This window comes from Sphingobacterium sp. UBA2480 (genome assembly GCF_002341965.1).
Lineage (GTDB): Bacteria > Bacteroidota > Bacteroidia > Sphingobacteriales > Sphingobacteriaceae > Sphingobacterium > Sphingobacterium multivorum.
On sequence record NZ_DDPA01000009.1, the window covers coordinates 164529 to 176788 of the forward strand.

Consider the following 12260-nt stretch of genomic DNA (forward strand, 5'->3'; position numbering starts at 1 on the left):
ATACAATGAGAAAAATATATATAGGATTACTATTCGGTTTATTGACATTGAATAGCTGTAATAAATATTTGGATATAAAGCCAAAGGGGTTTACAATTCCAGAAAATCTGAATGACTACAAATTGCTTCTAAACGATCAATCTTTGGTTAGAGCTTCCGCAATTTATCCGAACTATTTAGTAGATAATTTACAGTCAGGAGACCCTCAGGATGCACAGTCGGCTGCAAGTTATGACTATTATGACTATGTGAAAAAACAACTGTATAGTTTTGCCCACGGTGCTATATTTGAAGACGGTCAGTACGACCCTTACTGGGAATCTGCATACGGCCATATTTTCACTTACAATGTTGTTATTAACAATGTATTGGCAGCAACAGAGGGCTCTGAGGTAGAAAAGAAAAGGGTTTGGGCTGAGGCTAAGATCGGCCGGGCGTTTGAATACCTTAGTCTGGTGAATATCTATGCCGCTCATTATAATCCTGCAAGTGCCACAAAAGACCTAGGGGTACCCCTGGTGCTGAAAGAGGATATCAATCAAAAATACGAACGTGTATCTGTTCAGGCGATCTATGATCAGGTAATTAGCGATCTTAATGATGCGCTGCCAAATTTGGGTACAGTGCAGTCAAATAGATTTCAAGCAGTACGTTCCGTCGGTTTCTCTTTTCTAAGTCGGGTTTATCTCTATCAGGGAAAATACAAAGAGGCCCTTGAGAATGCAAAACAAGCACTTGCTTTAAATAAATCCCTTATCGATTATAGTCTATATACGAACAAGGATAAGACGACTTGGGGACGTGTTTGTTTAAAAACCGATAATTCTGTACAGTTTCCCGATGCAAGAACCAATATTGAGGCCGTCTGGGCGCGAATAGGGACTAGTACTTTAGGCAGTCAAAATGCTGAATTGTATGCCTCAAAAGAACTGATTGACACTTATGCCAAAGATTTGCCTGCAGGTGCAAAGGACAAACGGTATGAATTATTTTTCTGTCGCGATCAGGCTTCTTTAGGTGCTACTATTGTAAAATTTCCAGGACGGGTTCTTTTTGCTCCCTACGTCGAATTTAGCACTGGATTTAATACGCCAGAATTGTTTTTGATTGCTGCGGAAGCAGCTGTTCGGACGGGTAATACAACAGAGGCCCTAAGTTTCTTGAATACATTAAGAAATAGCCGAATAGAGAATAATAAAGCGTTAACCTCAACGGATCCAAAAGTTGTTTTACAGACGGTACTTGACGAAAGACGTCGCGAGATGCCCTTTATGGCATCCGATAGGCTGATTGATTTGAAACGACTCGCTATAGCAGACAATTTTAAAAAGTCAATCCAACATCCATTGGCAGGGAAAGTTTTCGAAATGGAATCCACGGATGCCCGGATGATACTTCCGGTTCCCCCAAAGGTACTTTCGTTGAATCCGGGAATTCCCCAATACGAACGCTAAAAAATTAGATGTAGACCACTCATTCCTAATCAATTTCTATCAACATAGAAATTGATTAGGTTCTTAATAAAAAAATATGAAAAAGATACTATTGACAGCACTGGCTTTTACACAGTCGATGCTATTGCTTGCACAAGAACATATACAGTTTCAGAAGATCACTTTTGGCCAGGCAAAGGAATTGGCCAAACAGGAAAATAAGCTGATTTTCCTGGATGGATTTACCTCCTGGTGCGCTCCCTGTAAATGGATGGAAGGAAATGTGTTTTCACAACCTGAAGTCGCTCGTTATTTTAATAGCAGGTTTATCAATACTAAATTTGACTGCGAGATAGGAGAGGGCGTAGATATTGCTAAATTATACCAAATCAGAAGTTTTCCCACGTATTTATTTTTAGATGGGCAGGGGACATTGATCTATAGAACCCAGTCTCGCATGGAAGCCGATCTTTTCCTGAAACAGGCAGAGCAAGCTAATGATCCCAATTTTCAGATCCCCAACTTGCGTAAATCGTACGATTTGGGTATGCGGGAGTCTAATTTTCTAATCCGCTATATTAAAGTGATGGAGCAAACCGATAGTCAAGCAGCAAATGCAGCGAAAAAGGCATTGGACAGCGTGGCTACCGATAAATTTTTGAGGAGCCCAAACGGATGGGAGACCATAAAAATGATGGCACAAAGCCTGGATGATCGTTACGGAAAATTTTTTGAGTCGAACAAATCTTATTTTAAAAGCATAGCAGTGCCGGCGGATTTTGCGAAAAAAGAGGCACAGCTGCTACGTTATGCCATGTATGGCTATATTAGAGATCATAAAGTAGATGAGTTTAATGCTGGCCTAGCCTATTTTGAAGGCCTAAAAGATCAAGAACAAAAAATAGAAGCTGCACTGTATAAAGTAGAATGGACCGCTGCACATGGTACCCATAAGGAGTTTGTTACCCTCACGAATGTCTTAAGAAAAGGCCTGCTCAAAAATGAGAACGAGAGATTGAGCTTTATTGCCCGCCGCAATGCCAATGCAAAAGGAAATATTGCAAATCCAGTTATCCTAAAACAATGCTATGTGCTGGCCAAACAGGCCGTCGAATTGAATCCCTCAAGTTATTCCAATCAAGGAACATTGGCCGATATTTGTATCGCATTGAAAAAAAAGAAAGAAGCTGTTCAAGCTGCAGAAGCTGCGCGTGGATTGGCGGAACTGGAAACTTCAAAAATTATTAAACTGGCCGATGCTCTTGTGGCACGTGCTAAAGCACTGTAATAGTCAATATGAAAAAAATAGCTACATCTATATTCTTGGTTTTAAGTTTTCTTGGGACAGTATCGGCTCAAGGTCAGCGTTTTCAATTAACAATAAAGGGAAAACAATTTCCCGCAAAATCTAAAGCATTTGTTCGCTACATCGTGGACAGAAAATTGACAATTGACTCTATTAATTTTGGATCCAATGATGTGATCTATAAAGGGGAAATTATGGAACCAACACAAGTCATGTTATTTTATTCCAAAGATGGCGCTTCCTTCTTTAACCGCAAAGGTGGCCCGATGGAGCGTCTTACATTTTACGTAGACCCTATGGAACCCAATACGCAAATCACTGTTCAACGTCCTTTCGAATCTTCCTTGGTGAAAGGCGGTAAACTGCAGGTAGCCTATAAGCAGTATCAAGATTATTTAAACTCCTATGAGAAAAAGCTTATGGTTCAGCAGTCTAAAAGAACTGATTTGTATCAGGAAAAAAATCGTGACGAGAATGCGCTCAACCAAATTGCGCAAGAAATAGACAAGATCGAAACAGAACGTAAGAAGGCGCAGCGAAATTTTATCGTCAATAATCCAGACAATTACTTCAGTTTGTTGGCCTTGCAGGAAGTTGCCAGCTACGATGATAATGTAGTTACCACCGAACCTTTGTTTTTCAATTTGTCATCGAGATTAAGGCAAACAGCTATCGGAAAAAAATTGAATGCAGATATTCAACTCGCAAAAAAACTAGGAATTGGACAGCCGGCTTTAGATTTTGAACAGGAAACTCCTGAAGGTAAAGCGTTAAAACTTTCGGATTTTAAAGGTAAATACGTGCTTTTGGATTTTTGGGCCTCATGGTGCGGTCCTTGTCGTGCAGAGAACCCTAATCTGGTGAAAGCCTATCAAAAATTTAAAGGATCAACATTTGAGATACTGGGTGTTTCACTCGATAAACCTGGTAAAAAAGATAACTGGATGAAAGCGATTGAACAAGATGGGTTAACCTGGCCTCAGGTGTCTGATCTGAATGGTTGGCAAAATCAAGCGGCTCAATTGTACGGTATTCAGGCTATCCCGCAAAATTACCTCATCTCTCCCGAAGGTAAGATTGTTGGAATCAACTTAAAAGGAGTAAAGTTGATAGAGAAACTCGAAGAGCTCCTTAAATAAATTTTAAGGAGGGGTAAATCACCCCTCCTTAATTATGAACCTTTAACAGTTGCTATCGTTAGGGGTCTGTTTTCTATTATAGCACCGCTCTTTGGGGCGCTAAGATAAGGGCTTGCAGCTTATTCGCTATTTCTCTGCTATTCCGTTGCTATTTCTTTGGGACAGCTAGGGGATTGACTCGCTTCTTCTTTGGTATTTCTTTGCTGTTTTTTTGGTATTCCTTTGCTGTTTTTTTGGTATTCCTTTGCTGTTTCTTTGGTATTCCTTTGCTTCTTCTTTGGTATTTCTTTGCTGTTTTTTTGGTATTCCTTTGCTGTTTTTTTGGTATTCCTTTGCTGTTTCTTTGGTATTCCTTTGCTGTTTCTTTGGTATTCCTTTGCTGTTCCTTTGCTAAAGAAGTAACAAAATACTAGAGAAACAGTAAGCAAAAGGGTAAGAATAAGCAAAGAAAGGCCAAGCCAGTATGTAGCTTGGCCTTGCAAAATAACCTTAAAAAGCTTTTCCAGCAGGTTCACTGCATCGAAGTAATCCATACAAAGCCCAGAAAAATGAAACTGGATTTTGACGTTAGGAAGAAATCTGTTCCTTAAAGCCCGCTATTTTTTCCCTCAGACTATTGAGGTGTTCTGGATTGATTACGCCATTATCCTGATCAAAATTTTCGTAAAATTTGGGAAGCGAGAATGTTTCTTTAATGATAGCGCCAAACTGCGGAAAGAATTTCTGCGCTTCGGCCATTACATTTCCACCACCGTAACCTCCCGGTGAAGTTGTCATAAGCAACATGGGTTTATCTTGGAAAACTTTAACATTAATTCTAGATGCCCAGTCGAATACATTTTTAAATGCTACGCTATAGGAACGATTATTCTCCGCCAGGGAGCAAATGATAACGTCACTGGAGGCAATATGATCCAGAAAAAGCTGCGCTTCCTGTGGGAAGCCATTCTTTTCTAGGTCAACAGAAAAGACAGGCATGTTATAGTCATTCAGGTCGATCAAATTAATCTCGTGCCCCTCGAAGCTTTTAAGTACAAATTTGACCAATTGTTTGTTAATTGATGTGGAAGAATTACTCCCAGCGAATGCAAATATTTTCATGTTTTATCCTTTATGATTATCGGTTGCTTAAATTTAGTCAATTTCACGAAACAATTGGAGATTTATACTTGACTTGTCGTTTCTGATAAGTTTTGATGATATGGTATAATTTTTTGAAATCCTCGCTCTGCATATTTCGTTCATTTATTATCATGGTTAAATTATCTGTTGCCTGAAGTTTTATGGTTCTGAATTTAAAATATTTTTCCTCCTTACTGAATAACTTTATGATATTAACCGGATTCCGAAAGTGATTCATATCAATCACTTTTTTTGTATATCTGGTTATATGACACATATTTAAATCCTTTCGATATAATCCAGCTAAGTTTACTTTGGTAAGTGTATCTCCAGATATTTCGAAGTGCTCAAATCTCCAAAGGCCTGTAAGTATGATGAGTCCGCAGCAAGTCTCCCCTATTATCCCTAACAGAGACAGGGAATACTTTGAAATTATTATTGGGGATATAGCAATACAACCAAAGAGAAGAATAAGTGTAGGGAATGTATGATCACAGTGCAACCTGATATTCTTTTTATCCATGAGAAATTGCTGTTTTATTTTTCCGTTCTAAAAATGGAATATAATGGAATATCGTAATACTGGCCATCTTTCTTTAAATGTTGTTTTAGCAGGGCTTCTTTTTTCATGCCTATTTTTTCCATGACTTTTCCAGAGGCTGGATTATGTGGGAAGTAGGTCGCAAAGATTTTATTGAAGTTTAGTTCTTTAAAACCAAACTCAATGATTGCTTTTGCAGCTTCCGTGACATAACCATTATTCCAGTAAGGAATAGCGATCCAGTATCCCAACTCGGCCTTATCCGAGCCTTCATCGTGCAGACCAATAGCTCCGATCAGCTTTTTATCTTTATTTCGAATAGCAAAAGTGAATCCTTTACGATTGGCAAACGCTTCTTCGGCTAATTTAAGCCAATATTCAGCATCTTCTTTTCGGTATGGGTAGGGAATATTTGAGGTAAAGTCCGAATAAACCTTGTCTTGCAGATAGTCTACAATCTGTGGAATATCAGTCGTGTCAATGGCGTTGAGAATAAGTCGTTCTGTAACTAATTGTGGGAAATCTTTCATTTGATTAAGTCTTCAATATGGCTAAAATGAAATTATGGGTTACTTAGTTTTATAAATGTAGGGAAGTTTTATGGGATTCTTTTCTTTATATTTTTTCGGGTGTAATAGGTATAAATTCCGGTAACAGTGATTAAGATCAATGTTATCAATAAGGCTATATATAGATTGAAGAATATATGGACCAGTGTAAAGCCGATGAGTCCAATCAGGATTTCTAAAAAAGCTTCCTTTATGCGGGACGGAGGATTTGAATCTTCAAGGTATTTGGTATACTCGTCTACAATTGTTCGATCACTATCGGTCCAGTCAAAATGTAATAATTCTGCGGGGGAAACCCATAATGCTTGAACATATTTTTGAAAGGCAACTTCGCCAGAACAAAAGGTGCAGAGAATAGGATAGAGACAAGGTGCTGGACTTGTATAGTCTTGTTGCGTCATCTTTAACGGCCTTCCGACAAGAATATCTATATTAAGCTCTTCCCTGATTTTGAGCGACAAATTTGCTTTCATTGATTGGTGGGACTCGGTAATGCGACCAGGAAATTCCCACTTTAAGGCATGCGTCACCGATGCTGGACGCTGACAGATGAGTACCTTATCGTCCTCCCTTATAATCGCACAAGTCAAATAATGCATAACGGTTTAAAGAATAGATATTAAGAGCTAGATTCTTTACTTTCAATTTGATGACTTTCTAAAAGCTCGATACGGCCTTCGATAATCAGCAAATAAAAGTTTTCAAAGCAATCCTGATAGATCTTTTGCTCCAATGATTTTATTTCCTCAAAGAGACGTTCTTTCGAGACCGCAGGGTAACAAAGCTCATTTTTTGATGATACTCTCGTTTCTTGGCAAGGCGTATCGTGAAGCTGTTTGTACAGGTCGCCTAAATCTGAAATGTCTTCACTGCGATGGTAGAAGGGGTGAAACCATACCCAAAAGTCTTCTTGATTTTTATAGGGATGAGGTAATAATTGAACCGACGTATTTCTAAATAGATCTCCCGGATGCTTCTTATAACGGAAATGAGTGGCTGTGGTCTTTAAACTATTCATAAAGCTAATTTGTCTGTAGGTTTACAAAAAACAATTCAAGAATAAAGATATCATCTTAAATATCGGTATTTTTTTTTAGTATTAAAAATTTACTACTGTTAACGCTAATTGGGTCGTGATAGGATACAGAATGACCACAATGACGAAGCTCCACCGATCTATTATGCTAAAAGAATAAATGGATTTAATATTATACTATTAGCCCCAGAGAATTCTGATGAGAACGGATATTGTGAATACAAATAATCCGATATAGAATATATTTGTCCCATGTTTTCTGTCATGATCAGAATAGGAAAATATCCGTTCGCCATTCGGTAGGCTCTTTTTAGAACTAAACAACATATACCCGATTGCAATTCCTAAAAGACCACCTAGAAGGGCGGAAATATAGCCAAAAATAATCCAATACTTCTGTTGTGGTTCAGGTTCCCGTAGTTTCATGAGCCGCTCCTTCTTCAAAAGATCAAGCTTTTCCTGATCAATATCTTTCCCTCTTTTTAATAAAATTTCTCTGGCAAGCGCATAGTCCAATTTGTTCCATTCATCGGGTTTTTGCAGGATTTCGAAGAGTTCTTCGTCTGAAAATTGATACAGGTAGTGGTCATCTCCAACCAGTGGGAGAGATTGCATTTCCTGCTCTTCTAAAATAGATTCTGCATTTGCGAAATTGGCGGGGTCTATTTGAATCTCATATTGGTGTCCTACCGTATTTCCAGAAAATGTAATATCCACAGGGGGTAGATTATCAGCCAACCGCGTTTTTACACCTCTATCCGAAAGTAGCTGATGACATTCCTGAGCTTCTTCTAAACTAGTAAACCTTTTTAATACGATATAGTTATCCATTTGATCAATTATTTTTTAAAACCTGTATTTATGACCATTCGACAGCCCAATGCCTATATGCAATCTTCGCTATTTGCCGTAACAGTTGCCGCAAAAATCGGACGTGAATGTTTGAAACAGTGGATTAATTATGTAGTCTTTTTTTGAATAAAGTTAATAAAGCTGGTTTGATACTTTTCAGCTTAAAGATAGTAAAATCAAATGCTATTTTATAAGAACAACAATAGAATCCCAGCTATAAGATGAAGAAACATTTGATTCATCACATTTTTGGTGGTATTCGTCACATTTTTCTGTGTTATGTTTTCATTTCAGTTAATATTGTCTTATCAAAACCAATAACATGAAATTGAAAGACGTAAGAAAAATAGAGTTCTGGATGGCAACTGTCGTATTTGTCGCTGTTGTTTATGCTTTGCTTGTTGATACAAACAATCGGGATGATAGTGGTATGCATAACTATTTCATTGGTCAGAAAATAAACTACTCCTATTTTTTTAATTTTTTTGTACCCAAGTTTAGCTATTATCTGCTTCTATATTTGATGTTTCTCACATTAAATTTTGCCCTTATTCCTGCGCTCATCAACAGAAAACGGGAGCTGTTGAATTATTCATTACTAGCTGCTCTGATCTTGATATCTGGACTGATTTTAGGTGTATGCCGGACTTATAGCCATACCTATGAGCTTATGGATTTTGATAGTATTCAAAGAGGCTATAAAAGCATGTTTTTTAAGTCCTTAACACAAGCAGTTCTATGGACAATCGTAATTTCTCTATACACCTGCATGCAATTTTTGATCAGCTATCTGCTTAAAAACAGGGTTGAAAACCCGGCTATACAAAAGCAGCTAAAAATGGATTTGGCCTTTGGAATTGGCTTTTGGTTTATCGGATTGTTTTTTTTGATCATATCTCACTCGCATTACCAACTTTCGGTGTTATGGACTTTGGTCGTGTTGTCTGCGGTTGGTATCGTAATCTATTCCTTATACTATTTGTTGCCAAAATTACATGAAAAACAAAAGAAATTCCGCGACTTCTTTTGGATTATCGCTGCGGTGAGTTTGGTTTTAGTTATACCATTAAGCATATTGGCCCTATTCTTCTTTAACCAGAACGGTGAAGTGATCTTTATCGTTGCCATGTTTCATTTACCCACGCAATTATTGGTTAGCGTTCCGCTTTCCTGGTTTCTCTTTAAAAAACGTCTAATGCGTCACAACGAAATTGCCTCCTTACGTACGGAGCTCGGTCAGTCGGACGCAAATCTGACTTTTCTGAAATCCCAAATAAACCCACACTTTTTATTTAATGCCTTAAACACATTGTATGGCACGGCATTACAGGAAAAAGCCGAACGGACAGGGGAGGGAATTCAGCGATTGGGCGATATGATGCGGTTTATGCTCCATGAAAATACGCAAGATAAAATCTCGTTGACGCGTGAAATAGAATACCTGAATAATTACATCGCTTTACAGACCCTGCGGACTTCGATGTCAGACAAAATTACCATTATAACGGAAATAGAAGAGCAGTTTGAAAATTATCAAATTACCCCTATGTTGCTGATCCCTTTCGTTGAGAACGCATTTAAGCATGGTATAAGCCTTCAGAAATCGTCTTATATTAAAATATCTTTGCAAGTGCGAGACCAGGTTTTGTTTTTCGATGTGAGTAATAGCATTAATCCGAAAAGTGATCGTGATCCCGAAAAACTAAAAAGTGGTGTCGGTTTGGAGAATGTACGCCAACGTCTTTCATTGCTATATCGAGATCGACATGAACTGATGATACGTGAAAATGCCAATGAATTTTTTATCCATTTAACTTTACATATTTAAAGATGGCTAGTGTTATTTAAATCTAACTAGTTCCATTATCTTTTAATCAATTATTCACCTGATTTATTGGTTCCTTAATTAACAGCAATGAAAAAAATACTTGTTTTTTTGCTTATGACCTTGTATTGTCTAAGCAGTCATGCTCAATTTAAATTGAGCGGTAAGATTTGGAATTATGATCCAAACAAGGCCTTGGAAATTAATATTCCTCTTGTTTTTGGTTTTTATAAAGAAAATTCGCAACGGATAACCGTTGCCAGCGATGGCACATTTGAGGTCGCACTGCCAATAACAGCTCGAAAATCCGCGACTCTAAATTACAGCAGTGTATTTCAAACCTTGTTATTAAGCCCCGGTAAAGATCTTATCCTGAATTTAACCGACACTACGATCGTATTTACAGACGGTAGTGCTTTGACAGAAAACAAAATTATACAGCAAATAAAACACGATGAAGTGCCTTTTTTTATGAAGGCCCCGAACGTAAATAATCTTGCTCAATGCTCTTTGGCTCAGTTGAGACAGCAAGTGTTAATTCCCTGTTTAGCGGATTGCAATCAAATCAATAAAGTGATCCAAACTAGTCCATTGTCTTCCTCACTAAAAAACTATATACGTACTGAGTTTTACGCGCAACGAATGAACCATCTGAACGATTTTGCCCGTGTCGCTGAATTGCCAAAGTCTACCGCAGATAGTTTGGTTCTAGAGCTGTTTGGAAAAGCACTTATTAATTTACAGGACGACTTTGGAGGCCCTTCTTTTTATTCTTTCCTTGACAATTACCTGCGTTATTTGGAAACGAAAGCATTTGTTAAGATTCGGGCCGAGAAAATTCCGTCTAGTGAACCAATCCCTTATTTCGGGATAAGCTTAGACAGTGCAAATAGATTAATGACTATCTATAGTAAAGATTATTGGCGGTTTATCGGTGCTTTAAATAATTTCTCCAAGCCTATCGTAGAAAAATACAATTTTCAACAATTGGTCAATCTATATCATGACAAGGACTTAACGCATTTAAAAGCATTGGCAGGAGCACATTGGAAGATATTTCCAAAAGATAAGCATACGCCGCTTGTTGAAAGCTATATTGCCGATCTTGACGCTCTTTTGGTGGCGAATAAACACAACAAACAGATTCGGTTGATTGAAGATGATCAACCTATCTCATCGATCGACGACCTGATTGCTGAATTGAAAGGAAAAGTGGTCTATTTGGATGTTTGGGGAACCTGGTGTGGTCCCTGCAAGTTTGAATTGAAGTATACACCTGAACTGAAGAAAAGATACATGGATAAAGATATTGCCTTCGTTTATTTGGATATGGATGAAGACCATCGCGATCAGGACTGGAAAGACTTTATACGCGTCAACAATTTAACCGGAATCCATTTACGTAAAAATAGGAAACAGATTGAGCCCTTTTGGAAGGAATTACTGCTAAATGCAAAAGACAAAGCCGAATATTATCCGCAATATTTTATATTTGATAAAACAGGAAAATTAGTTGTGGAAAAGGCTCTTCGACCAAGTAATGGAAAACAACTGTATGACCAAATAGATCAGATTTTAAATCAATAATTGTTATGATAGCCATCGCGATAGATGATGAACCTGTGGCACTGCAGGTTATTGAACACCATATAGCTAAAGTCCCTTTTATTGAATTAAAAAGTACATTTACGGATGCGTTTATGGCGATTGATTATCTCCAGAAGGAGCAGGTGGACCTTATCTTTTTAGATATAAAAATGCCAGATATTTCAGGAATAGAGTTTCTGCGCAGTTTGAATACTTCGCCAATGGTGATTTTTACGACGGCTTATTCCGAGCATGCGCTATTGAGTTTCGAGCTCGACGCCATCGATTACTTGCTTAAACCATTTTCTATGAGCAGGTTTTTGAAAGCCTGCAACAAGGCGAGCGAATTGTATAGCCTTCGGGCAAAAAAGCTACAGCATAACAAAGACTATCTGTTCGTCAAAGATGGTTATGAACATGTTAAAGTTGAATTCGACCGTATCCTGTATATTGAAGCATCAGGCAATTACACCCAAATACATTTGAACGATAATAAATGCGTTAGTTCTAGAATTACCATTAGCGAGCTGCTGGAACTGCTCCCGAAGGGCGAATTTGTTCGTTGTCACAGAGCATTTATCGTCGCACGAAGTAAAATGATGAAGTTCGACAAAACCCAAATTTGGGTAGCAGACAGGGTTATTCCCATTGGAACGACATACACTGAATTGAAATTATATTAATTGACGCGTTTTTTGACTAATCAAGGCTGATTAGAAAGTAGGGAAGGCGGTGTGTTGTCCAAAAATCAAAGGGAGCGTATTTATGTTTTTAAAATAAATTGTATACTTTTGTAGCAACAGATCATTTGTGTTGTCAATTTTTAAAATTTAAAGTCATGTAATGCATT

The 12260-nt window shown here is 37.9% G+C and carries 12 protein-coding genes; 6 read left to right on the forward strand and 6 right to left on the reverse strand.

The window, feature by feature from the left end; translation table 11 throughout:
* Nucleotides 1-5: 5 nt before the first annotated feature.
* The 3 genes from B3600_RS21370 to B3600_RS21380 all read left to right on the forward strand — a co-directional run bounded on the left by B3600_RS21370 (nucleotide 6) and on the right by B3600_RS21380 (nucleotide 3878).
* On the forward strand, nucleotides 6-1454 hold the full coding sequence (locus tag B3600_RS21370) for a RagB/SusD family nutrient uptake outer membrane protein (protein WP_286754325.1): 1449 nt from the start codon (nucleotides 6-8) through the stop codon (nucleotides 1452-1454).
* 76 nt (nucleotides 1455-1530) lie between these two features.
* Complete coding sequence (locus tag B3600_RS21375) at nucleotides 1531-2721, forward strand: thioredoxin family protein (RefSeq protein ID WP_286754326.1); 1191 nt, start codon at nucleotides 1531-1533, stop codon at nucleotides 2719-2721.
* Between the two features lie 8 nt (nucleotides 2722-2729).
* The gene (locus B3600_RS21380) at nucleotides 2730-3878 is read left to right on the forward strand and encodes a peroxiredoxin family protein (protein ID WP_286754327.1); all 1149 of its coding nucleotides are present in this window, start codon (nucleotides 2730-2732) and stop codon (nucleotides 3876-3878) included.
* A gap of 137 nt (nucleotides 3879-4015) precedes the next feature.
* Here the strand turns inward: B3600_RS21380 and B3600_RS21385 are convergent, their stop codons facing one another.
* The 6 genes from B3600_RS21385 to B3600_RS21410 all read right to left on the reverse strand — a co-directional run bounded on the left by B3600_RS21385 (nucleotide 4016) and on the right by B3600_RS21410 (nucleotide 7977).
* Nucleotides 4016-4411, reverse strand: a complete 396-nt coding sequence (locus B3600_RS21385; protein ID WP_286754328.1) for a hypothetical protein — start codon at nucleotides 4409-4411, stop codon at nucleotides 4016-4018.
* A 34-nt stretch (nucleotides 4412-4445) separates the two neighbouring features.
* The gene (locus tag B3600_RS21390) at nucleotides 4446-4979 is read right to left on the reverse strand and encodes an NADPH-dependent FMN reductase (protein WP_286754329.1); all 534 of its coding nucleotides are present in this window, start codon (nucleotides 4977-4979) and stop codon (nucleotides 4446-4448) included.
* A gap of 558 nt (nucleotides 4980-5537) precedes the next feature.
* Nucleotides 5538-6071: a GNAT family N-acetyltransferase gene (locus B3600_RS21395; protein ID WP_286754330.1), complete on the reverse strand. Its 534-nt coding sequence runs from the start codon at nucleotides 6069-6071 to the stop codon at nucleotides 5538-5540.
* A gap of 68 nt (nucleotides 6072-6139) precedes the next feature.
* Entirely contained in the window at nucleotides 6140-6709 is a 570-nt protein-coding gene (locus B3600_RS21400) for a hypothetical protein (RefSeq protein WP_286754331.1), read from the reverse strand.
* A 20-nt stretch (nucleotides 6710-6729) separates the two neighbouring features.
* The gene (locus B3600_RS21405; protein WP_286754332.1) at nucleotides 6730-7128 is read right to left on the reverse strand and encodes a hypothetical protein; all 399 of its coding nucleotides are present in this window, start codon (nucleotides 7126-7128) and stop codon (nucleotides 6730-6732) included.
* A gap of 198 nt (nucleotides 7129-7326) precedes the next feature.
* Nucleotides 7327-7977 (reverse strand): hypothetical protein, encoded by a 651-nt coding sequence (locus B3600_RS21410; RefSeq protein WP_286754333.1) that lies wholly within the window; start codon nucleotides 7975-7977, stop codon nucleotides 7327-7329.
* A gap of 343 nt (nucleotides 7978-8320) precedes the next feature.
* Between B3600_RS21410 and B3600_RS21415 the strand changes: the two genes are divergently transcribed.
* The 3 genes from B3600_RS21415 to B3600_RS21425 all read left to right on the forward strand — a co-directional run bounded on the left by B3600_RS21415 (nucleotide 8321) and on the right by B3600_RS21425 (nucleotide 12093).
* Nucleotides 8321-9826, forward strand: coding sequence for a sensor histidine kinase (locus B3600_RS21415; protein WP_286754334.1), 1506 nt, complete (start codon nucleotides 8321-8323; stop codon nucleotides 9824-9826).
* Between the two features lie 87 nt (nucleotides 9827-9913).
* Complete coding sequence (locus B3600_RS21420; RefSeq protein WP_286754335.1) at nucleotides 9914-11410, forward strand: TlpA family protein disulfide reductase; 1497 nt, start codon at nucleotides 9914-9916, stop codon at nucleotides 11408-11410.
* 5 nt (nucleotides 11411-11415) lie between these two features.
* Complete coding sequence (locus B3600_RS21425) at nucleotides 11416-12093, forward strand: LytR/AlgR family response regulator transcription factor (protein WP_070569424.1); 678 nt, start codon at nucleotides 11416-11418, stop codon at nucleotides 12091-12093.
* Nucleotides 12094-12260: the final 167 nt, after the last annotated feature.

Coding starts and splice junctions, on each gene's coding strand:
- B3600_RS21370 (WP_286754325.1), top strand. CDS start 6: ATGAGAAAAATATATATAGGATTACTATTCGGTTTATTGACATTGAAT.
- B3600_RS21375 (WP_286754326.1), top strand. CDS start 1,531: ATGAAAAAGATACTATTGACAGCACTGGCTTTTACACAGTCGATGCTA.
- B3600_RS21380 (WP_286754327.1), top strand. CDS start 2,730: ATGAAAAAAATAGCTACATCTATATTCTTGGTTTTAAGTTTTCTTGGG.
- B3600_RS21385 (WP_286754328.1), bottom strand. CDS start 4,411: ATGGATTACTTCGATGCAGTGAACCTGCTGGAAAAGCTTTTTAAGGTT.
- B3600_RS21390 (WP_286754329.1), bottom strand. CDS start 4,979: ATGAAAATATTTGCATTCGCTGGGAGTAATTCTTCCACATCAATTAAC.
- B3600_RS21395 (WP_286754330.1), bottom strand. CDS start 6,071: ATGAAAGATTTCCCACAATTAGTTACAGAACGACTTATTCTCAACGCC.
- B3600_RS21400 (WP_286754331.1), bottom strand. CDS start 6,709: ATGCATTATTTGACTTGTGCGATTATAAGGGAGGACGATAAGGTACTC.
- B3600_RS21405 (WP_286754332.1), bottom strand. CDS start 7,128: ATGAATAGTTTAAAGACCACAGCCACTCATTTCCGTTATAAGAAGCAT.
- B3600_RS21410 (WP_286754333.1), bottom strand. CDS start 7,977: ATGGATAACTATATCGTATTAAAAAGGTTTACTAGTTTAGAAGAAGCT.
- B3600_RS21415 (WP_286754334.1), top strand. CDS start 8,321: ATGAAATTGAAAGACGTAAGAAAAATAGAGTTCTGGATGGCAACTGTC.
- B3600_RS21420 (WP_286754335.1), top strand. CDS start 9,914: ATGAAAAAAATACTTGTTTTTTTGCTTATGACCTTGTATTGTCTAAGC.
- B3600_RS21425 (WP_070569424.1), top strand. CDS start 11,416: ATGATAGCCATCGCGATAGATGATGAACCTGTGGCACTGCAGGTTATT.